We start from the raw sequence: 20,526 nt of genomic DNA, 5'->3' as shown, positions 1-20,526 counted from the left end.
ACGTCCTGAGCCGGCGCGAACGGAACGCCGCCGCGCGTACTGCCGTGAAGGACGCGGGCGTTGGCACCGTCACGCGGGGGAAGGCGGGCGGAATGGCAGAGATCCGGGTCGGCACGTGCTCGTGGACGGACAAGGCGCTGGTCGCCAGCGGGTGGTATCCGGCGGGCCACCGCGACGCGGAGGGCAGGTTGCGGCACTACGCCTCGCAATTCCCGGTGGTGGAGGTGGACGCCACCTACTACGGCCTGCCCAGCACGCGCAACAGCCTGCTGTGGGCCGAGCGCACCCCCGAGGGCTTCCACTTCGATGTGAAGGCCTTCTCACTGCTGACCGGGCACCCGACGCAGCCGAACGCGCTGCCCGCCGACCTGCGACCGGCCCTCGCCCGCCGACGCGGCCCGGCCGGAACCGATCCCGGTCTGCTCGACGACGTATGGGACCGGTTCAGCGGGGCCCTCGAACCGCTGCGCCAGGCCGGCCGCCTGGGAAGTCTGCTCTTCCAGTTCCCGCGGCAGCTCGCACCGGGGAGGTCGGCGGCGGCCTTCCTGCGCGAGTGCCGCGAGCGCGCCGCCGGGTGGCCGGTGGCCGTGGAATTCCGGCACCCCGGCTGGTGGCGTGCCGAGCACATCGCCGCGACGACCGCGCTGCTGACGGAGTTGGACACCGCCGCCGTGGCCGTCGACATGGTGCAGACGCTTCCCACCTCCGTACCCCCGGTCGCGCGGGTCACCTCACCGCGGCTCGCGGTGGTGCGCTTCCACGGCCGCAGCACCGCCTGGGGCACGGGCACCAAGGAGGAGAGGTTCCGCCACTCCTACACGCCCGGGGAACTGTCCGAGTGGACGTCCCGCATCCGCGCGATGGCCGAGCAGGCGGAAGAGGTCCACGTCCTTTTCAACAACTGCTGCGCCGACGCCGCCGTCCGCGCCGCGCAGTCGATGCGTGACCTGCTCGGCCTCCCGGCACCGGCTCTGACCTGACCTGACCTGAGCGAACGTTCAGTCACGGACCGCGCATCGGGCCTGACGGACTCAGCCACGGACCGCACGTCAGACCTGGCGGATTCACGCACGGACCGCACGTCGGGCCTGAGCGGACGTCAGGCACGGACCGCGCGTCAGACCTGGCGGACCACGGTGTCGGCGGTCGCTCCGTGACGGCGGGCCTCATGGTGCGCGCGGCCCGGGGACGCCGCCGTGCCGGCGATGCGCCCGTCGTGAACGGCGCACCAGGTGCCCTCGGGCAGATCCTCGGGGAAAGTGAGCGCCAGGGCCGCGCTCACCCGGGTGTCCGGCTCCGGGGAGCGGCGCGAGGCGGTCGGCGGGGCGCCGTCCCGCCAGGCGACGGTGCTGCGCTCGCCGCCCGTACGGCGGGACCACACGAGGTGCTGCGCCACGATCAGCGGACCCAGCGCAGTCAGCAGCGGGAATCCGGACGTCAGCACCCCGGCGGCGAAGAGCACGCTGATCACGCTGGTCACGGCCACCCCGACCGCCGCCGCTGTGAAAGCCGCCGCCCGACCGTAGGCCTTGGCCGCCACCAGGGGGAAGAGGACGAGCAGCAGCAGGTCCCCGAGGCCGACCGCCACCGGCTCGTGGCCGCCGGTCAGCGCGAGAAGCGGCGCGAAGGGCCGCCCCCGCACCTGGGTGACGAAGTGCTCGGTGACCTGCGTCAGCGTGGTCGCCACCAGGTCGTAGCAGGTCAGCGCTCCCGCGAGCGCGGCCACATGGGACGACCGCATGCCGCTCTGCGCCCAGAGATTGGTCACGCCGACCACGGCGGCGGCGAGCAGCACATCGGTGCAGGCACGTACCCCGACATCGCTGCCGCCGACGGCGAAGGCGACGGTGGTGCCGGTCGCCGCGAGGGCCAGGCACCAGGCCCAGCGGCTCGGGCAGACCGGCGCCAGCGTGAACTGCACGGCCAGGCAGAGCACCAGGCCGAAGAGCGCCGAGTCGACCGCGCCCGGCAGGGCGAGGTAGATCAGCGGGGCCAGCACGACGCCGACGCACAGCACGGCGATGTCGGCGGAGGCGTAGACGCCCACCGGCGGCCTGGGCATCCGCACCCGGGCCAGATACAGGCCCGCCCCGGCCATGAGCAGTGCCACGCAGCAGCTCAGCGCGACCATCGCGATCCCGTTCACGCGCCGCTCCCGGTACGTGCGCCGGCCGGGCGGACCGACTCGAAGTTCCGTTCGTGCAGGTCCGCGCGCAGCGCCCCGGTCGGCGGCATGAGCGAACGGTCGTCGTAGAGCACGATGCCCGCCAGCGGCAGCCCCGCGTCCGCGGCCCGCTGCTCCAGACCGGCCCGCAGCCTCGACGCGGGCAGCGAGCGGACCAGCACGTGCAGCAGGGCTTTCCCGTCCGGCTCCTCGGTCAGCGCGTATCTCGCCGGCAGCGGTACGTCCGGCTCGGCCTCGATCAGGTCGAGGACGCTCCTGGTCGGCACCGCCGCGCTGAGCGGGCCGGTCCAGCGGCCCAGGACGGCGGACGTGGCCGGCAGGTGCGCCCATTCGCAGGTGGCGGCTTCCCCGGCCGGCAGCCGGACCAGGTCACCCGTGGCGTACCGCAGCAGGAGGGTGCACTGCCGGTAGGGCACGAAGGGCGTGTGGACGACCATGCCGACGCGGCCGGGCCCGGCCGGCTCCCAGGTCTGCGGGTCGAGCACCTCCAGGTACCCGAACTCGGTGGTGTGGTGCAGATGTCCCTGCGAGCAGGGCGTGCCGCCCGACGGCAGCGTCTCCGTCATCAGGTAGGAGGTGGACACCGGGGCGCCGAACGCCGCCTCGGCCCGCTCGCGCAGCGGGTCGGAGAGCACCTCGCCGCCCACCCCGATGCTTTCGAGGCCGAAGTCGGCGGCCCGCCACCCGCCCCGCTCGGCCGCCTCGACGAGCGCGGAGAGATAGGACGCGGACGCGCTGAGATGGGTGATCTGCGGCGCCTTGCCGGGCAGTCCGAGCGGCGCGGCGAGGCGGTCCAGCGCGAGCGCGGGGTCGATCGTCCCGAACTGGACGAACGAGGCGCCGACCCGGGTGGCCGACTCCTCGGCGGTCAGCAGCGGGAGGGTGGCCCGGGAGCAGCCCGCGTAGGCCACGGTGTGCCGGGGGCGCAGGCCCAGCGTCAGGGCCGCCGAGATGGTGCTCAGGGCGATCGTCGTCTCCAGCTCCGCCCGCGAGAACCACACCGCGGTGGGCGTGCCGCTGGTCCCGGTGGTCAGCGCCATGAGCGCGGGCGGGACGGCGGCCGAGACGAACGCGGCGGGCATGCCGCGCAGGGCCTTCTTCGGGGTGATGGGCACCTGCGACCAGGTGTCGGTGTCGAGCCGGCCGGGGTCGATGGCCAGGTCGGCGAAGACCCGGTGGTAGTAGGCGGTGTGCCGGGCGGCGGCCCGCGCGGTCGCCTGCAGGCTCCTGCGGGTGACGGTACGCCGCACCTCGGGGTCCAGCTGGCCGGCCTGTCCGGGCAGCAGGGACGAGTCGGCACCGGGTTCGCCGAACTCGGCGAGGGTGGCGACCAGGTCGCGCGCGATCCGTTCGAGGTCCTGCGGCCGGATCTCCCGGTTGAGCAGGATCGCCATGCCGTAGCGGAGCTGACTCAGGGCGGTGCCGAACATGGGTCCTCCTGAGGCCTGGGCCGGAGTGCTCACCCGGCCCAGGCCGGGACCGTTCGTTCAGGCCATGTGCAGGAACATGGCGGCGGTCAACGTGCTCAGTGCGTACTTGAGGTAGTGCTTGACCATGATCGGACCTCCCTCCTGCGGCAACGGCCGATCAGGCCGCGCCCGCCCGTGATGGCGGCCCTCCCGGTCACCTCGACCAGCAGGGCAGCCGCAGTCTAAGTAATCGAACGGACTCACGGATAGGGAATGAGGCGCCGTCACATACCCATATTTGTCGGCGAATCGCTGCCGTAAATCCGCGCTTCCCCTCCGGCACACGCCATCCCCCGCCACCCCCGGGAGCCGGCCACCACCGACACCGACCCCGCCTGCCGCTCAGCTGGGCTTTCATACCGCCTACACTTATGACCACCTGTCATGGCGGACCTTCCGGGACCGGACGTGGTTCGGGGCCGGTGACAACACGACCGTGGAATGACCCCGCAGCGCCGCTGAGCCCGGACACGTGACGGGGTCCCGTCCGGACGTCCGCCAGGGCCGTGCCCGTACCCACGCAGAGCCTGCCTCACCCCTACACACCGAGGAAGAACACGTGCGCTCCAGGCGCCTACTCATACCGCTCGTTCCCTTGGCGCTGGTCGGAGGCTCCCTCTCCCTCGCCTCGTCCGCCGCCGCATCGGCCGACGGCAGCACGCTGTACGTGAACCGGGTGTCCACCTGCTCCGACACGGCCGAGGACCGCGGCACGCAGGCGCGTCCGTTCTGCACGATCCAGCCCGCCGTGGACGCGGCACAGCCCGGGCAGACCGTCGCCGTGGCCGCGAGCAGCAGCTACACGGGCCCGATCGTGCTGCCCCGGTCGGGAGAGCCGGGTGCGCCGATCACTCTCCAGGGCAACGTCAGCCGCGCCGTCAGCGGCGCCTATCCGGTGGTCACCAGCACCACCGCGACCGGGCTGACGGGCGATCACGTGCACGATGTGGTGGTCCGGGGGTTCATCTTCAGGGGAGACCGCCAGGGCGCGGTACTGACCGACTCCACCGCGGTCACCCTCGACAACAACATGTTCGAGAAGGCGACGGCCACGACCGGGTACGCACCGACGGACAACGGCATAACGATCGAGGGCGCGTCGGCAGGCGTCACCCTCTCCCGGAACATGATCCGCGAGTTCCCCGCCGCGGGCGTCTCCCTGGGCCCAGGAGTGACCGGAACGATCGTCACCGCGAACGTGGTCCAGTACAACCACGGCCGCGGAATCGTCGCCGTCGACGCACCGGACACCGTGGTGACCGGCAACACCATCAGCCTGAACTGCAGGAGCGGCCTCGTACTCGACGGATCCTCCTCGCACGCGGCCGTCGAGAACAACATCATCGCCTACGACGACGTCCTCGGCTCGGCCACCACGGCCACACCGGCGTGCACCGCCCAGGACCAGCCGGAGGTCTCCGTCTCCGCCGGATCGGCCGTCGGCTCGACCCTCGCCTACGACATCGTCCACCCGTACGGGACAGCGCAGCCGTACTCCTGGGCGGGCACGCAATACGCCGACGCCGCGAGCCTGCTCACCGGCACGGACCAGGGCCGGCACGAGCTGAACACCGATCCCGGCGCCAGCATGTTCCCCACCAGCCGGTCCCCGGCCATCGACTCGGCGGACGCCGGCGCGATCGGCGAACTGACCACCGACTTCCAGGGCCGTCCCCGGGTCGACGACCCGCTGGTCGACAACAGCGGCACCGGCGACGGCGGCTACGTCGACCGGGGTGCCTACGAGTACCAGGACCCCTTCGGCCTCAACGGGTTGAACAGCGACGTCACGAAGGCACCGGCCCTGGCGCCGTTCACCTTCACGACGCAGGTGAACAACCCCTGGAACGACACCGCCACCTACAGCTTCGACTTCGGTGACGGCAGCGTCGAGCAACCCGCCACCACCCCTACCGCGCAGCACGCCTACACGGCGACGGGGACGTACACGGTGACGCTGACGGCTACCACGGCGTCCGGTGTCACCCGGTCCTCGACGACGACGGTCACCGTCAACCCGCCTGGGCCGTTGACTCCCTACCTCCTGGTCGAATCCGGGATCACGGACGAGCCGCTGCACGTCCAGACGACCTTCGACGGCCACACCGACCCCTGGCCGGTCACCGCGGGGAAGCTTGACTTCGGTGACGGAACGACGGAAACCCAGGTCCTCGGCACGATCCAGCACGACTACCAGAAGCCGGGGACGTACACCGTCATCGGCACGCTGAGCGATGCCGGCGGCCGGACGGCCACGGTCAGCAAACAGGTCAGCGTCGGCGGCCTGCTCGTTCCGGTCACGAAGACCCGGATCCTGGACACCCGGTCCGGTGTCGGCGCGCCCAAGGCCGCCCTGTCCGCCGGGCACGTTCTGACGCTGCAGGTCGCGGGCGCGGGCGGTGTCCCCCGGGACGGGACCACGGCCGTGGTCCTCAACGTCACCGAGACCGGTGCCGCGAACGCCGGGAGCATCACCGTCTACCCGGGGGGAGACGGCGGCAAGGCGCCGGGCACCTCCAACCTCAACTACAAGGCCGGGCAGATCACCCAGAACCTGGTCACCGTGCCGCTGGGCCCGGACGGGACGGTGAATCTGATCGCCTCGGCAGGCTCCGTCAACCTGCTCGCGGACGTCCAGGGCTACTACACCACCGACGGCACCACACCCGGCGCGGGCTACCTCGACGTCGCCGACCCGGTCCGGGTGCTCGACACCCGTTCCGGCGCGGCCAAGGCCAAGGTGGGGTCGGGCCGGACGCTCACCCTCGATCTCTCGAAGAACGTCAACGGCGAGTCCGCCGTGCTGCTCCATGTCACCGCGACCGACACGACCGCCAACACCTACGTCAGCTCCTACACCACCGGCAGCTCACGGCCGGACGTCTCCGACCTCAACCTCGGCTCCGGCGAGACCGTCTCCAACCTGGTCGTCGTCCAGCCGAACAGCCACCACCAGGTGACCTTCTTCAACCACGCCGGCAGCACCGACCTGGTGGTGGACCTGGTGGGTATGTTCGGTCCCCCGGACATACCCACCGGCAACGGCTCGTACGTCGCCCTCGCTCCCCACCGGCTGCTCGACACCCGCTACGTGACGGGCGCGCCGGTCGCGAAGGTCGGTCCGGGCGGCGAGCTCACGGTCAAGGTCGCCGGGCAGGGCGGGGTGCCGGCCAACGCCGCCTTCGTGCTGATCAACCTCACCGGCACCAACGCCACTGCCGGCACCTACGTGACGGCGTACATGCCCGGTTCGGCCCGGCCGGTCTCCTCCAGCCTCAACGTCGCGCAGGGGGCGATCGTGCCGAACCTGGCCCTGGTACGGGTCAGCTCAGCCGGCTACATCACCCTCTACAACCACGCCGGGACCATCGACCTGGTCGCCGACATCGAAGGCTTCTACACCCGCTCCCAGTTCTGATTCCTCTCCTCCCTCTAGGCTTCCACCCGTTCCACCCGCTGCAGCCCCGCCGAAGCCCCGTCCGAACGCCCCCGGACGGGGTTTCGGCCATCGCGCCGCCGCCGGACCCGCGGACCCGCCGCCCAGGCCCCCGGCTCCGCGGGTCCCCTCGCGTACGCTCGGGCCCATGTGCCTGAGCACTGTGATCCTGCCGATCCACCGCTGGCACGAGCAGGGGCGGGAGGTGTGGCGGCGGGCCGAGGACCTCGGCTTCCATGCCGCCTACACCTACGACCACCTGTCGTGGCGGACGTTCAGGGACCGGACGTGGTTCGGGGCCGTGCCGACGCTGACTGCGGCCGCCGCGGCCACCTCCCGCATCCGCGTCGGGACACTGGTGACGTCAGTCAAGCCTCGTTCATGCATCACGAGCTGACCTGCGGTTCTGCGGCTCAGAGGCTGATGAGCCCGATCCGCTTGCCGCACAGTCGGGCCATGTCGTCGATGTCCGACGCCAGGAGGACCACAGGTCCGGTCTGCCGTAGCGCCACCTCCGCGACGGTCGTTTCGATGGCGTACTTGTGCCCGTGCAGACCTGCTGCCTTGAGCAGCCGCGCCGCTTCCTTGGCGGCCTGCTCAGTGACCGGCTCCACCTTGACCCGGGACAGTGTCCACTGGAGCCGCGGCATGTCCACGCGGGAGTGGCTGACCTCCACGATGGTGTTCGCGCTGATGATTAGATCCGCGCCCATCTCGTGGAAGACCTTCAGCAGGCCGAGGACCTTCCGGTCCTGGGCGACCCCGGCGGACAGGCCCTCGCTGTCCAGAACCACGGATTCGATGTGCTGACTCACGCGGCGCTCGCGCCGCCCGTGGTCTGCGTCGCTCCCGTGATACGGGCTCGGGCCTCCGCTAGTTCCTCTTCGCTGAAGGATCCGTGCTCGTCCTCATAGCTCCGCAGGTCGGCCCCGAGCAGTTAATGCCTGATCTGACGGGCGACTGCTTCGGCCACGTAGCCGGAGACGTTGTCCGTGAGTTTCTTCAGCTCTGCCACCTGCTCGGTCGGCAGCGTGACCGTGATCCGGGTCGTGTCAGCCATACGGCGAGCATACCGCAGTATGCAGGTAGGCGGGCTTCTTCTCGGTCGCCGGGTGTGCAGCCTGTGAAGCTACCGGCATGCGCTCAGCGCGGCCGGACGCGGAGCAGCTCACTGAGCCGGTCACCGATAACGGAGACTCCAGGGCGCGGCTCGCTCTCGTAGTACCAGGGTTTGCGTCGGCGCAGCAGGGCGTCGCCGTGCTCGCTCCAGGTGAATCCGGGCTGCCGAAGGAGTCTGCGGAACACCGTGTCGACGTTTTGCGGGTGTACGGCGGTCAGACGGCGGATGGGCAGCGGCGTGATCGTCTCCTCGCGCAAGTACGTGCGGAGCAGGTCCTGATGGTGCTTGCGGCCCGCGAGGTCGGGGTTGGCGAACAGATCCAGCAGCGCCCCGTAGTCCGCGTAGAAGTTGAGCCCGTCGACCTGGTCGTAGATGACACCCACGGTGTCCGAGTCCGCCAGTTCGGGCGGCAACGTGAAGAGGGGCAGGTCCGGGGCGGGGCGCCGCTTGCCTCGGGTGGGGCTGGGCCGTTGCCCGGCGGCAACCTCCCGCCTGTGGCGGTAGTAGGCATTGATGCGGTCCTCGGTTTCCTCGGGGGCGAGGATCAGTTCGTCGCTGCCGAAGAACTCGGCGAACGCGACCCGGTCCTCCCGCATCGAGCGCCATCCCTGCTCCACCTTCTCCGGATTGCGGAAGACCAGGTCGGGTTGGCTGGTGGCCAGATCGAGGGCCGCAGCGGCGATCTCCGGCGCGGCGGCCCGGCGGTAGGAGGACATCACACCGGAGACGAGCCATGCGCCGGGTGCCGTCGGCAGGGCGACCAGTCGGGCGCCCAGGAAGCCTCCTACGGTGACGCTCCGGAAGACCGATCGACCGGCGTTGGCGTACGTCCGGTACTCCAGGTCGTCCAGCAGATTGAGCAGGCGCAGACACTCGCCGTCCTTGCCTCGTACCTCGAAGAGCCCCTCCACTGGATCGCGCCAGGCCAGGACCATCTGCCGGTCGGCTTCGGACAGAGCCGTTCGCCGAGTGACGAAGCGGTCGGCGACCGTGCTGCCATCAGGCAGGCGGTACTGCAGCAGGAAGTGGTCGATGACGTTGATCGCGGTCGCCTCGTCCAACGCGCCTTCAGGGCCGCCGGCGTCCGCCAAGAGCGGGTCGAGGAAACGCTCGAAGGCGCGGCCCTCCCCGAACGCGACGAGCTCTTCCTTCAGCTCAGCGCTGCGCCGCAGGGCATGGGCGAGACCTGGGAAGGTGTTCATGTCGTGCTCCGATGCGCTTCGGTTCTCGTCCGGGTCCGCTTCCTCAGCATCCGGCCCAGCGCCGGTACGCCTCGACCCAGTGCGCCCCGTCCGGATGCGGTTCCGGCAGGGGCAGTTCAGCCAAGCCGATGTCCTGCCGGAACTCCTCCCGGACGCAACGAGCGATCACCCGGTGGTCGTTCGTGAGGTCGATCTCGACCACGGTCACCTCAACGCCCAGGACGGTCGTGGAGAACGGAAGCGCCAAGTGTTCGTCGATGACGGCCAGGAAGCCGTTGACCGTTTCGATCTCGTCGTACGTGTCAACCGTTGCTTCCTCGATCAGCGCGTCCAGTTCGGCGACGCTCATTGTGCTCACCTTCACTACGGTAGCGAGCAGGTGCGCGTTCCGTGGTCTGCTTCCCCCAATGATGGCCTTTCGCCAGTGCGGCGCCTGCGCCCGTAAGGTCGTCCCCATGCGTCTGAGCACCGTGATTCTGTCGATCCACCGCTGGCACGAGCAGGGGCGGGAGGTGTGGCGGCGGGCCGAGGACCTCGGTTTCCATGCCGCCTACACCTATGACCACCTGTCGTGGCGGACGTTCCGGGACCGGACGTGGTTCGGGGCGGTGCCGACGCTGACGGCGGCCGCCGCGGCCACCTCCCGCATCCGCGTCGGGACGCTCGTGACATCAGTCAAGCCGCGTTCACGCATCACGGTCTGACCTGGGACTATTCGTCATCTGGGCACACCCGGACCGACGATCAGATGATCCGCACGGAGCAACCTAATGCCACACCACGTACCGGAACCCGTAGAAGGTGATGCGCTCCAGTTCGTCGTATTGGCCGTCCAGGACCGATTCGTGCAGGGTGCGTTCCCATAGGGTGACACCCGCGCCCCGGCAGCCTGTGATGTGCTCGGTTGCGGTCTCCTGGAGAAGCGACGGGATCTTGGTTGCCTCGGGCCGGCCCTGGGCCGCGTACGCCTCCTGTGCCTGCCGCAGCGCCGCGGTACCTGCTGCCGTGTCTCCCTGGACGAGGTGGGCACGGCCCAGAGCGAGCAGAGCACCGGCCGCGACGACGGGGTCGCCGCCGTCTTCGGACAGGGCGAGCGCGCGGATCGCGCAGTCCAGGGCCGGTTCGGCATAGCACTTGGGACAGACGGCGAGATAGAGAACGGCGAGATTGGTCAGGATGATGAGCTGGCTGACCCGGTTCCCGCGTTCGAGGGCGATCCGCAGGGCATGGCACAAGTGCCAAATACCGCAGTTTCCGTAGGTCACCGCGTTCCAGTCCATGAGGGTGAGCGCGAGGTTCACGTGCGCGTTCTGCTGTGTGTCGGTGCGGCTGCCGCGGGCACCGTGGCGGCTGGTGCTCAGCACAGAGAGCGCCGTCACCAATGTGTCGGCGGCCTCGGAGTGCCGACCGAGCTTGCGCTGTGCGTCGCCTAGGGCGACGAGCGCCTGGGCCGCTCCCAGCTCGTCTCCTTGGGAGCGGCAGATGTCCAAGTCGGCCCGGTGGTTGGACGCGGCGTCGTGGTACCGGCCCAGCTGGAACTGGACGAGTCCCAGGTTGTGCAGCGCCTTGCCCCGGACGAGCTCGTTCGGTGCGAGCAGCGCCGCGCGTTCCAGGTGGGGCAGCGCCTTGGCGGACCGATCATCCGCCCGATAGGCGTTGCCGAGGTTCGAGGACGCCATGGCGAACTCGTACGCGCTCAGGTTGTGTGCCGCCTCCAGGGTCGCTTCGGCGGCGGCGGTCCACTCCCGGCCGAGCCTGCGGAACTCCCAGTACGTCGACATGTCGTTGGCCAGGTGCACCGCTTCGCGACGCCGGCCGTGTTCGCAGGCTGCCACGACAGCCGCGGCGACAGCGCGGTGTTCGGTGTCCAGCCACTCGACGGCCTGACGCCGGTCCTTCGCGCGGCCCGTGTCCCGGGAGACGCTGCGGCAGGTCGCCGGGACGCGCCGCCTGTAGTGGTGCAGCATCCGGTCCAGAGCGGCCTCGTACTCTCCGGGTGCCACCTGTTCGGCCGCGTACAGGCGCAGGAGGTCGTGTGTGTCCCAGCGGCTGTCCGGCCGTCTGCGCAGCAGGTGGCGCCGGACCAGGTCGGCCAGCAGGCGGTAGGTGTCCTGGGCGCTGCGGTCGAGACCGACGGCGGCCGTTTCCTGGCCGATGTCCGGTCCGGGCAGGGCGCCGATCAGCCGGAAAGCGCGTTGGGATGCGTCGGCGAGCCGGTCGAAGGACAGGTCGAACGCGGCGCGCACGGCAAGCGGACGGCCGTCGGCATCCACGTCGTCATAGCTGAGCAGGCCGAGCCGGGCGTGCGCCTGGGAGAGGGCCTCGGCCTGGTCGGCGAGTGAATGGTAGGGGTCGTCGCGCAGTTGTGCGGCGGTGATGCGCAGCGCCAGAGGCAGGAAACCGCACAGCTCAGCGATCCGGCGGGCGGCGCCGGGCTCGGCCGTCACCCGGTCGTCGTCGGGGCACGCCTGGCGCAGTGCCCGATCCAGCATCAGGACCGACTCCTGCTCGGACAGCGAGTCCAGCCGGACGACACGGGCCGACGGGAGTGCCGAAAGCGTGTCGCGGGACGTGACGAGCAGCCGGTGCGGAGGATGAGGTACCAGTCCTGTCAGCTGTTTCGCGGACACGGCGTTGTCCAGCACCATCAGCACCGGCGGCCGTCCGGCGAGCAGGGAGCGCAAAGCCCCGGCCCGCTCCCCCGCCGGCGGCGGCGCCGCACGTCGACCCAGATCGCGCAGCAAGACCGCAGCGGCCCCAGCGGCGTCGAGCGAGGCATCCGGGCTGAAGCCGAGGAGGTCGACGAACAGCACCCCGCCGGAAAACCAGCCCGCCCGGCGGGCCCGGTCGGCGACGTGAACTGCCAGCGTGGTCTTGCCGACACCCGCCATACCGGCGGCGACGAGCACAACCTCCGCCGGAGCATCCGGCTCGAGCAAACCGAGGAGTTCGCTTACCTGGGCATCGCGCCCAGTGAAGTCCGCGATGTCTGCGGGCAGCGTCCGTGGGCTCACCGGCTTCCTGGGCGCGCCGGGTGGTTTCTTCCGGGGCCGACCGCCGCGCTTCTCGGCCGCCCGCTGATCGTTGGCATTCCTCAGCAGTTGGCTCCACGCGCCCTCGCTGCGCTTGGTGACCTGCGCGCCCCGCTCAGCGGCCATCTGCTGCAGCACGCCCACGAGCGTGAGGAAGACCGGCGAGCCGGACTTGGGCAGGCTGTGCCCGAGCAGCCAGGGATTCACCGTGGACAAACTGACTCGATCGCCGAGCGCCTCGGTGCACCGCCTCACCAGCGCCTCCCGAGGAGGGCTGCCCGCCACTACGTAGAGGTGCGACACTTCGGCCAGCAGCCGCTCCGCCAGGTCCTCCGTCCCCGGTAATCGGGTTCCGCCCACACACGCCTCCGGAAAACTCGGCTCACCGCGGTTGACCAGACTATTAGCGCTTCCTGCCCACCCTCGCGCGTTGCCGGAAACCCGCCGTGGACCGGAGAAAGATGTCTCCGCCCAACGACCACCCGGAGGCAGCCGTGCACTCGTCCCTGATCCCCCTGATCGCCATCCTCACCGGCGCCGCCCACGCCACGACCATCGCGATCGCTGCACTCACCTCGCTGGGCGCCCGCACCCCGCACCGCCGCCGCGACGCACGCAAGACCCTTCGGTTGCTGCTCCTGATACCCCGCCGATAGCGGCGGGTCGGCGCCCCCGGGGGAAGGGGCTCGCGGCCGCCGAGGCCACTGGATACGACGACATGCCCAGAGGCCGTCGGGCAGCAACGAGTAGCTGGCCCGCCCTGCCAAGTGCTCCGCCACAAGGCACGCGGGAGGGCCGGGTGGCTCCGGCCAGCCGTAAGCTCCCAGGCATGAGCCTGCGTCTGAGCACTGTGATTCTGCCGATCTACCGCTGGGCCGAAGGCCGGAAGTTGTGGGAGCGGGCTGAGGAGCTGGGCTTCGACACCGCCTATACGTACGACCATCTGTCCTGGCGGGTGCCGTTCCGGGACGGGCCGTGGTTCGGGGCGGTTCCCACGCTGACCGCTGCCGCGGGCGTGACGTCGACCATTCGGCTGGGAACCCTTGTAACCTCAGTCAAGCCATGTTCATACATCACGGCCTGACCTGCGATTCTACGGCTCAGAGGCTGATGAGCCCGATCCGCTTGCCGCACAGTCGGGCCATGTCGTCGATGTCCGACGCCAGGAGGACCACAGGTCCGGTCTGCCGTAGCGCCACCTCCGCGACGGTCGCGTCGATGGCGTACTTGTGCCCGTGCAGACCTGCTGCCTTGAGCAGCCGCGCCGCTTCCATGGCGGCCTGCTCAGTGACCGGCTCCACCTTGACCCGGGACAGTGTCCACTGGAGCCGCGGCATGTCCACGCGGGAGTGGCTGACCTCCACGATGGTGTTCGCGCTGATGATTAGATCCGCGCCCATCTCGTGGAACACCTTCAGCAGGCCGAGGACCTTCCGGTCCTGAGCGATCCAGGCGGACAGGCCCTCGCTGTCCAGGACCACGGATTCGATGTGCTGACTCACGCGGCGCTCGCGCCGCCCGTGGTCTGCGTCGCTCCCGTGATACGCGCTCGGGCCTCGGCCAGCTCCTCTTCGCCGAGGGATCCGTGCTCGTCCTCATAGCTCCGCAGGTCGGCCCCGAGCAGTTGGTGTCTGATCTGACGGGCGACTGCCTCGGCCACGTAGCCGGAGACGTTGTCCGTGAGTTTCTTCAGCTCTGCCACCTGCTCGGTCGGCAGCGTGACCGTGATCCGGGTCGTGTCAGCCATACGGCGAGCATACCGCAGTATGCACGAAGTGGTCCGCGAACCGCTGCGGCGGGGCGGCAGGGCCGGTGTCAGAAAGTCCAGCGGGTAGCGCCACCCGGCTCGATCGTGGCGACGGCGTACGCCGACCGGGCGGTGACGCGATAGACCGACCATGGAGGTGTCCCGGCGGACGGCGCGCTGAACGGCGCCGTGAGGGCGGTGCCGGTCTCATCGACCTCGCAGGGCCAGCCGCCCTCGGCCCAGACCGCGGCCAGCCGGCCGACGGTGTCGCGGTCGGTGACGACTTCGGCGGTGCCCTCGACCACAAGGTCGAACTCGCGGGTGGCGATGGCGACGGTGCACCACGGGTCGCGGGCCAGGTTGCGGCCCTTGCGGGTAGCCCGGCCGGTCTCGAACCAGAAGTGGCCGTCGATCCAGAGCGATCCGATCGCGGTGACGTGCGGGCTGCCGTCGGCGTCGATGGTCGTCAGCCACGTCGTGTGCCTGTCGGGCCCGCCGGAGCCCGGCGCCTGGTCGCATCCGGCATCGAGCCGAGCGGTGACCGACGACCAGTCGAGGGCTGGCAGTTCGTACAGGTTCGCGAGGTTCGTAGTGTCCATGCCTGTGTAGACGGGGCGGGCAGCCCGAACTCATCGGTGGTCGAGGAGTTCCACGAGGTCGGCAAGCGATCTGCGCGCACTCCCGCCATCCACGGCTGACTAGGAGTCCGAGCGCAGCCCCAAGGCGCTGTGCTGGATGAGGCCGGCCGGGGCCTCAGCGGAACGCAGATCCGCGCGTGTCAACTCCACCAGCTTCGCGCGGAGGTCGGACGCAGGTTCGCCCAGCACGATGGCACTGATCAGCAACTCGAGCATGACGCAGTCGTAGGCGTCGTCTGTGTTTCTGTAGCGCTCGGAATCACGTTCGACCACGGCACTGGCGATACGCCGCCCACCGCCGTCAACGGGCGCGAAGGTCGCGGCGAAGACTCCGATACCGGTCCAGCTTCGATGCACGAAGACGACCTCGTCCTCGGTGAAGACGTTCCACTTCTCGTCCATGTCCCGCGCCACGTAGCCGCGCTGGATCCGATCCCAATCGTCGTCCGACCAGATCCGCTGGGGCAGCTGCGGCATCGGCTGAGGAGCTGAGATCGGCTGGATACGGCCAGAAAACGTGGAACGACCCATGCGCTCGTCAGCAGGCATGGAGTGATCCTACGGACGACGGCGAACGTCCACTCACCTCATTCCTGCGAGGCCGGATTGCGAACCCGACAACCCTTCTTGGCCGGTTGCTCGCTCGGCCGCTCTACCAGGCATTCCAGAGACCGTCATGACGGTGGCGGACCGGAGGGATGTCCGCGTCGTCGATGTCGTGGCCGGCGCGGTGCAGTCCGCGGATCCGCTGGGCTTCGAGCCGACCCTGGAGCCGGGCCCGGCGTTCGGCCGTAGATATCTCGGTCGAGAACGAGCCGTCCCTGCAGTTGAGCACCATCCACTGCCAGGAAGTGATCCGGCGCAGCGTCTTTGCGGGGGCGGGGCGCCGGCCCGCGTCGGCAGCTCGGGCCAGTACCGCGTGCGTGTAGCGCAGGTCGTACAGGGACATGGTCTCCGAAGTGCCGTCTAGGACACGGAGTCGCCGGGGAGTCGTGCGAACCGTTCGGGACATAGAGAGCCTCCATAGGGCCCTCTGGGCTTTCCAGAGGTACCTACGGCGGGTGCGTGGCGGTCAGCACGGCTCAGCTCCTCAGTCGATCGGACGATCGATCCACCCGCAGCACACTAGCCGCGCGGAGACGCGTGCGCCTCGCCCGGATCGACCGGGGCCGTGGGCGTCGACCGGGCCGTGGGCGCCACAGGACATGCCTCCCCACGCCACGTCGGCACCCCGCCACGCAGTGTGCAGGACGGCCGGGCGGCTCCGGCGACTCCGGGCGACCGTAAGCTCCCGGCATGAGCCTGCGTCTGAGCACCGTGATTCTCCCGATCTACCGCTGGGCCGAGGGGCGCAAGGTATGGGTGGGAGCCGAGGAACTGGGTTTCCACGCCGCCTACACCTACGACCACCTGTCGTGGCGGACCTTCCGGGACAAGCCGTGGTTCGGGGCGGTGCCGAAGCTGACCGCTGCAGCGGCCGTCACGGAGCGCATCCGACTGGGCACACTGGTGACCTCGGTCAAGCCGCGTTCGTGCATCACGGGCTGACCTGCGGAATCGCCGTACGTGCCGTCACCAGACGTGAAGAGCTCAGATCGGCTCGATCGCGATACGCGGATGGCACAGTCGGCGCAGGTCGTCCACGTCGCTGGTCAGAACGGTCACATCGCCGTGTTCCGCATGTGCGGTGGCAGCCAGCATCGCGTCGATGGCGTACTTGTGGCCGTGAAGTCCCTCAGCCACCAGAAGTCTGCTCGCCGCGCGGGCGGTCTCTTCCGTGATCGGTCGCACCTTGGTGAGGGAGACCGCGAAGTCGAACGCCGCCTGGACGACCTTGGGATCGCGCGCCTCGACCAGGGTTGCCGCACTGGTCACGATCAGCAGGTCGAGGCTGCGAGCCACGTCCAGCCAGACCGTCATGTCGTGGTGCCGCCTCGACAGTTTGGACAGGGCCTCGCTGTCCAGAACGAGCGTGCCGCTCACGCAGCGTCCGCCGGCGTGGCCTCGCCACGGTGAGCCGCGTGGTGGGCCCTGATTCTCTCCGCCCGCGCCGCCACCTCGGCCTGGTCGATGGGACCATGCTCAGCCTCGTACTCCGCGATGTACTCGTCCACAGCCTCACGCTGGAGCTGACGCTGCACGGCTTCCTCGATGTACGAGGACACACCCTGCTTGCCCGCGCGCGAGCGAATCGCCTCCAGTGTCTCCGCGCGCAGGGAGACGCTGGTGACCCGGGTCTTGCCGGAGCGGGGAGTATCCATGGCACTCAGTGTAGTACATAGTGTGTGAACTACGGGCGACTCTCTGTCGCCGGGTCGGTCAACACGGGTGGCCCCCACGTGCGGAGCGAATACCATGCCTTTCCACTTTTCCTTCGCCGGCCCTTCGCCGGAGGCCCTCGCGCGTGTGCGCGCGGTGCCACGTGGACATCTTGAGGACGAGAAGGACTACTACATCCTGGCCTTGGTGGCATGCGGTGTTCTGGAAGGGACAGACGCTGCCTTCCGCATCGGCGGCTTCGGCCGGGACGACTGGGCGTTCGACGTCGGTTACGATATGTCGGCCTTTGTGGAGGAGTTGCCGCGCCTGATCAACGCTTTGCGTTCCGGCCGGGAGGTGGAGCTGGATCTCTACTCGCAGGGGGTTGAGCGCACCTTGACCTTCAGCCCCGATGGCGATCGGGTGCTCATCACGTGCGTCTCGCGTGCTTCTTGGGTGCCGCAGCCGGAGGTCGAGGTTTGCGATGCCGGTGATCTGTTGGGCATGTGCGTGCGGCTTGCCCACGATTTCGCAGGTGCCGTAAGCGCGGTCGCCCCCGCCATCGCCCGACTGGAGCCGTTCGAGCGTTGGCGGCGCGGGAAGGTCTGACGGGCGGCCCGTATCGTCGTCCTCATGCGTCTGAGCACTGTGATTCTTCCGATCTACCGCTGGCACGAGCAGGGGCGGGAGGTGTGGCAGCGGGCGGAGGAACTGGGGTTCCACGCGGCGTACACGTACGACCATCTGTCGTGGCGGACGTTCAGGGACGGGCCGTGGTTCGGGGCCGTGCCGACGCTCACGGCCGCGGCGGCCGTCACCGAGCGCATCCGGTTGGGAACCCTCGTGACCTCGCCGAACTTCCGGCATCCGGTCACGCTCGCCAAGGACCTGATGTCGATCGACGACATCTCCGGCGGCCGGCTCGTGCTGGGGATCGGGGCCGGCGGGACCGGGTTCGACGCGACGGCGCTCGGGCAGGAGCCGTGGACGCCGCGGGAGCGGGCGGACCGGTTCGCGGAGTTCGTCGCGCTGCTCGACCGGCTGCTGACGCAGGGCGCGGTCAGCGAGCGCGGGAGGTACTACGCGGCTGAGGAGGTGCGGAACATCCCCGGGTGCGTGCAGCAGCCGCGGCTGCCCTTCGCGGTGGCGGCGACCGGGCCGCGCGGTCTGCGCCTGGCGGCGAGGTACGGGCAGGCCTGGGTGACCACCGGGGACCCGGCGCTGTTCGAGAGCGGGACGCCGGCCGAGTCGAGGGCGGCGGTCCGCGGGCAGATCGAGCGGCTGGGCGAGGCCTGCGCGGCGGCCGGGCGGGACCCGGGCGAGCTCGACAAGATCCTGCTCACCGGCTTCACGCCCGACCGGAACACCCCGCTGGAGTCGGTCGGCGCCTTCGTGGACTTCGCGGGGCGGCACGCCGAGCTGGGCATCACCGAGATCGTGCTGCACACCCCGATCCCGGACTCGGACTTCGCCACCGACCCCGAGGTCTTCGAGCGCATCGCGACGGAAGGCCTGGCGCAGCTCAAGGGGTGAGCGCCATTACTATCCTCTAGGTACCTACTATCTCCACGATGTTAGCTTCGCCGGGTCAACGGGACATCGGACCTGGGAGTGATCATGATCGTGGTGACCGGAGCGACCGGAAACGTCGGACGGCAGGTCGTGGACGCGCTCGCCGCGGCGGGCGAAGAGGTGACCGCGGTGTCACGCCGGGACCCGGGCGCGGCCACCGCCGGCGTCCGCCACCGGCAGGGCGACCTGGCGGCGCCCGACAGCCTGCGACCCGCCTTCGACGGCGCCGACACGCTCTTCCTGCTCGTCGCGGGCGACGACCCGCACGCCGTGCTGGACGCGGCCAAGACCGGCGGCATACGCCGGGTGGTGCTGCTCTCGTCGCAGGGCGCCGGGACGCGGCCCCTGGCGTACGCGCACCCGGCCGGCTTCGAGGCGGCCGTACGGGACTCGGGCCTGGGCTGGACGGTGCTGCGTCCGGGCGGGTTCGCGTCCAACGCGCTCGCCTGGGCCGAGCCGGTACGCACCCGGCGGACGGTCTTCGCGCCGTTCGGCGACATCGCGCTGCCGGTGATCGACCCGGCCGACGTCGCGCAGGTCGCCGCCACCGTGCTGCGCGAGGACGGCCACGCCGGGCGTACGTACGAACTCACCGGGCCCGCCGCGCTCTCGCCGCGGCAGCGGGCACAGGTGATCGGCGAAGCGGTGGGCGAGCCGGTGGCCTTCGTGGAGCAGAGCAGGGCCGAGGCCAGGCAGCAGATGCTGCGCTTCATGCCCGAGCCCGTGGTGGACGCCACCCTCGGCATCCTGGGCGAGCCGCAGCCGGCCGAGCAGGCGGTGACGTCCGACGTCCAGCGTGTGCTGGGCCGGGCGGCGGGTACGTTCGCGGGCTGGACGGCCCGGCATGCCGCCGCCTTCGGCTAGGGCGCCGGCCGGCGGTGCGCCGCCCGCCGCCGAGGCACGGCGGAGGCGCGGCCCCCAGGGGCCTTCGGGTCGCGTTCGGGTCGCGGGAGTGCCGGGCGGCGGGGAGGGTGGTCTATCGGGGGCGTGGCCACCCGGTCGTCCGGCCGGGGTGGCGGCAAGTACCGGGACCCCCGTGGCACCCCGGACCACCCATGGAGGCGCCAGATGCCCGAAGTCACCGGCCCCTACGAGCCCGGCACACCGTGCTGGATCGACCTCATGGTGCCCGATCAGCAAGCCGGGCTGGACTTCTACCGTGATCTCTTCGGCTGGCAGGGCGAGATCGGACCGGACGAATTCGGCGGATATTCGGTCTGTACGCAGAAGGGCAAGCCGGTCGCCGGCCTGATGAAGGCCATGGAGATGGGCGATCAGCCCGCGCCGCCGGTCGCGTGGACCACGTACTTCTCGGTGACCGACGCGGACGCGGCCGAGGCCAAGGTGACGGCCAACGGCGGCACGGTGGTCATGCCGGCCTCCGACGTCATGACGCTGGGGCGGATGTTCGTCGCCGCCGACCCCTTCGGCGCGGTGTTCGGCGTGTGGCAGCCGAAGGACTTCAAGGGCGCCGAGATCGTCAACGAGCACGGCGCCCTGGTCTGGAACCAGCTGCACAGCCCCGACCCGACGGCTGCCGGCGAGTTCTACTCGGCCGTGCTCGGCCTGACCGCGGGCCCGATGCCGGAGATGCCGGAATTCACCGGCTTCCAGGTCAAGGGCCGCACCATCGGCGGCGTCATGAGCATGGACAACCTGCCCGACGGCACCCCGCCGCACTGGCTGGTCAACTTCGCGGTGGACGACACCGACAGTGTCGTCGACGCCGTCGTCCGGGCGGGCGGGTCGCTGATCACACCGCCGTTCGACATGGACAAGGTCGGCCGGATGGCCGTGGTCCAGGACCCGCAGGGCGCGGTCTTCGCCATCGTGGCCGCCGAGAGCCAGGCCTGAGCCAGGCCTGAG

The 20,526-nt window shown here is 70.2% G+C and carries 20 protein-coding genes and 6 pseudogenes; 12 read left to right on the top strand and 14 right to left on the bottom strand.

The window, feature by feature from the left end; translation table 11 throughout:
• The first annotated feature begins 92 nt into the window (after nt 1-92).
• The gene (locus OHA86_RS19435; protein WP_329177055.1) at nt 93-980 is read left to right on the top strand and encodes a DUF72 domain-containing protein; all 888 of its coding nucleotides are present in this window, start codon (nt 93-95) and stop codon (nt 978-980) included.
• A 137-nt stretch (nt 981-1,117) separates the two neighbouring features.
• Here OHA86_RS19435 and OHA86_RS19430 read toward each other — a convergent pair whose 3' ends face one another.
• Together OHA86_RS19430 and OHA86_RS19425 are read right to left on the bottom strand one after the other, a co-directional pair.
• Nucleotides 1,118-2,146 (bottom strand): hypothetical protein, encoded by a 1,029-nt coding sequence (locus OHA86_RS19430; protein ID WP_329177054.1) that lies wholly within the window; start codon nt 2,144-2,146, stop codon nt 1,118-1,120.
• Nucleotides 2,143-3,615: a phenylacetate--CoA ligase family protein gene (locus OHA86_RS19425; protein ID WP_329177053.1), complete on the bottom strand. Its 1,473-nt coding sequence runs from the start codon at nt 3,613-3,615 to the stop codon at nt 2,143-2,145. Before OHA86_RS19425 ends, OHA86_RS19430 begins: the two co-directional genes overlap by 4 nt.
• A 376-nt stretch (nt 3,616-3,991) precedes the next feature.
• Here OHA86_RS19425 and OHA86_RS36110 point away from each other — a divergent pair.
• From OHA86_RS36110 to OHA86_RS19415, 3 genes and pseudogenes are all read left to right on the top strand, one after another.
• Nucleotides 3,992-4,075: pseudogene (locus OHA86_RS36110) on the top strand (LLM class flavin-dependent oxidoreductase); the annotation flags it as partial.
• A 174-nt stretch (nt 4,076-4,249) separates the two neighbouring features.
• Nucleotides 4,250-7,072, top strand: a complete 2,823-nt coding sequence (locus OHA86_RS19420) for a PKD domain-containing protein (protein ID WP_329177052.1) — start codon at nt 4,250-4,252, stop codon at nt 7,070-7,072.
• Between the two features lie 166 nt (nt 7,073-7,238).
• Nucleotides 7,239-7,481 (top strand): annotated as a pseudogene (locus OHA86_RS19415) (LLM class flavin-dependent oxidoreductase); the annotation flags it as partial.
• Nucleotides 7,482-7,503: 22 nt separating this feature from the next.
• On the opposite strand, the gene OHA86_RS19410 reads toward OHA86_RS19415, so the two are convergent.
• From OHA86_RS19410 to OHA86_RS19395, 4 genes and pseudogenes are all read right to left on the bottom strand, one after another.
• Nucleotides 7,504-7,905: a DNA-binding protein gene (locus OHA86_RS19410; RefSeq protein ID WP_329177050.1), complete on the bottom strand. Its 402-nt coding sequence runs from the start codon at nt 7,903-7,905 to the stop codon at nt 7,504-7,506.
• Nucleotides 7,902-8,150, bottom strand: a pseudogene (locus tag OHA86_RS19405) (hypothetical protein). Before OHA86_RS19405 ends, OHA86_RS19410 begins: the two are co-directional and overlap by 4 nt.
• An 83-nt stretch (nt 8,151-8,233) precedes the next feature.
• Nucleotides 8,234-9,412: a hypothetical protein gene (locus OHA86_RS19400; RefSeq protein ID WP_329177049.1), complete on the bottom strand. Its 1,179-nt coding sequence runs from the start codon at nt 9,410-9,412 to the stop codon at nt 8,234-8,236.
• Nucleotides 9,413-9,455: 43 nt separating this feature from the next.
• Nucleotides 9,456-9,761: a hypothetical protein gene (locus OHA86_RS19395; RefSeq protein ID WP_329177048.1), complete on the bottom strand. Its 306-nt coding sequence runs from the start codon at nt 9,759-9,761 to the stop codon at nt 9,456-9,458.
• Between the two features lie 106 nt (nt 9,762-9,867).
• Between OHA86_RS19395 and OHA86_RS19390 the strand changes: the two are divergent.
• Nucleotides 9,868-10,113 (top strand): annotated as a pseudogene (locus tag OHA86_RS19390) (LLM class flavin-dependent oxidoreductase); the annotation flags it as partial.
• A 66-nt stretch (nt 10,114-10,179) separates the two neighbouring features.
• Here OHA86_RS19390 and OHA86_RS19385 read toward each other — a convergent pair.
• The gene (locus tag OHA86_RS19385) at nt 10,180-12,804 is read right to left on the bottom strand and encodes a tetratricopeptide repeat protein (protein WP_329177046.1); all 2,625 of its coding nucleotides are present in this window, start codon (nt 12,802-12,804) and stop codon (nt 10,180-10,182) included.
• A gap of 101 nt (nt 12,805-12,905) precedes the next feature.
• Here OHA86_RS19385 and OHA86_RS19380 point away from each other — a divergent pair, with 101 nt between their 5' ends.
• Nucleotides 12,906-13,100 (top strand): hypothetical protein, encoded by a 195-nt coding sequence (locus tag OHA86_RS19380; RefSeq protein WP_329177043.1) that lies wholly within the window; start codon nt 12,906-12,908, stop codon nt 13,098-13,100.
• 179 nt (nt 13,101-13,279) lie between these two features.
• A pseudogene (locus OHA86_RS19375) lies at nt 13,280-13,498 on the top strand (LLM class flavin-dependent oxidoreductase); the annotation flags it as partial.
• A gap of 46 nt (nt 13,499-13,544) precedes the next feature.
• On the opposite strand, the gene OHA86_RS19370 reads toward OHA86_RS19375, so the two are convergent.
• The 5 genes from OHA86_RS19370 to OHA86_RS19350 all read right to left on the bottom strand — a co-directional run bounded on the left by OHA86_RS19370 (nt 13,545) and on the right by OHA86_RS19350 (nt 15,778).
• On the bottom strand, nt 13,545-13,946 hold the full coding sequence (locus OHA86_RS19370; protein WP_329177041.1) for a PIN domain-containing protein: 402 nt from the start codon (nt 13,944-13,946) through the stop codon (nt 13,545-13,547).
• The gene (locus tag OHA86_RS19365) at nt 13,943-14,191 is read right to left on the bottom strand and encodes a hypothetical protein (RefSeq protein WP_329177039.1); all 249 of its coding nucleotides are present in this window, start codon (nt 14,189-14,191) and stop codon (nt 13,943-13,945) included. The genes OHA86_RS19370 and OHA86_RS19365 overlap by 4 nt, the downstream gene beginning before the upstream one ends.
• A gap of 68 nt (nt 14,192-14,259) precedes the next feature.
• Nucleotides 14,260-14,790: a pyridoxamine 5'-phosphate oxidase family protein gene (locus OHA86_RS19360; protein ID WP_329177037.1), complete on the bottom strand. Its 531-nt coding sequence runs from the start codon at nt 14,788-14,790 to the stop codon at nt 14,260-14,262.
• Nucleotides 14,791-14,889: 99 nt separating this feature from the next.
• Nucleotides 14,890-15,306, bottom strand: a complete 417-nt coding sequence (locus OHA86_RS19355; protein ID WP_329182472.1) for a hypothetical protein — start codon at nt 15,304-15,306, stop codon at nt 14,890-14,892.
• A gap of 175 nt (nt 15,307-15,481) precedes the next feature.
• Nucleotides 15,482-15,778, bottom strand: coding sequence for a hypothetical protein (locus tag OHA86_RS19350; RefSeq protein ID WP_329177035.1), 297 nt, complete (start codon nt 15,776-15,778; stop codon nt 15,482-15,484).
• Nucleotides 15,779-16,131: 353 nt separating this feature from the next.
• Here OHA86_RS19350 and OHA86_RS19345 point away from each other — a divergent pair.
• A pseudogene (locus tag OHA86_RS19345) lies at nt 16,132-16,371 on the top strand (LLM class flavin-dependent oxidoreductase); the annotation flags it as partial.
• A gap of 48 nt (nt 16,372-16,419) precedes the next feature.
• Here the strand turns inward: OHA86_RS19345 and OHA86_RS19340 are convergent.
• Together OHA86_RS19340 and OHA86_RS19335 are read right to left on the bottom strand one after the other, a co-directional pair.
• Nucleotides 16,420-16,812 carry a type II toxin-antitoxin system VapC family toxin gene (locus OHA86_RS19340; protein WP_329177033.1) on the bottom strand — a complete coding sequence of 131 codons (393 nt, stop codon included), beginning with the start codon at nt 16,810-16,812 and terminating at the stop codon, nt 16,420-16,422.
• Nucleotides 16,809-17,090: a hypothetical protein gene (locus OHA86_RS19335; RefSeq protein WP_327289981.1), complete on the bottom strand. Its 282-nt coding sequence runs from the start codon at nt 17,088-17,090 to the stop codon at nt 16,809-16,811. The genes OHA86_RS19340 and OHA86_RS19335 overlap by 4 nt, the downstream gene beginning before the upstream one ends.
• Before the next feature lie 94 nt (nt 17,091-17,184).
• Here OHA86_RS19335 and OHA86_RS19330 point away from each other — a divergent pair, with 94 nt between their 5' ends.
• From OHA86_RS19330 to OHA86_RS19315, 4 genes are all read left to right on the top strand, one after another.
• Nucleotides 17,185-17,697 carry a hypothetical protein gene (locus OHA86_RS19330; RefSeq protein WP_329177030.1) on the top strand — a complete coding sequence of 171 codons (513 nt, stop codon included), beginning with the start codon at nt 17,185-17,187 and terminating at the stop codon, nt 17,695-17,697.
• Between the two features lie 24 nt (nt 17,698-17,721).
• Nucleotides 17,722-18,621, top strand: a complete 900-nt coding sequence (locus OHA86_RS19325; RefSeq protein WP_329177028.1) for an LLM class flavin-dependent oxidoreductase — start codon at nt 17,722-17,724, stop codon at nt 18,619-18,621.
• Between the two features lie 84 nt (nt 18,622-18,705).
• The gene (locus OHA86_RS19320; RefSeq protein WP_329177027.1) at nt 18,706-19,524 is read left to right on the top strand and encodes an NAD(P)H-binding protein; all 819 of its coding nucleotides are present in this window, start codon (nt 18,706-18,708) and stop codon (nt 19,522-19,524) included.
• A gap of 204 nt (nt 19,525-19,728) precedes the next feature.
• The gene (locus OHA86_RS19315) at nt 19,729-20,514 is read left to right on the top strand and encodes a VOC family protein (RefSeq protein WP_329177026.1); all 786 of its coding nucleotides are present in this window, start codon (nt 19,729-19,731) and stop codon (nt 20,512-20,514) included.
• Nucleotides 20,515-20,526 lie beyond the last annotated feature (12 nt).

Source organism: Streptomyces sp. NBC_01477, assembly GCF_036227245.1.
GTDB lineage: Bacteria > Actinomycetota > Actinomycetes > Streptomycetales > Streptomycetaceae > Actinacidiphila.
Note: the sequence above shows the minus strand (reverse complement) of the source record. Positions and strands in the feature narration are given on the sequence as shown.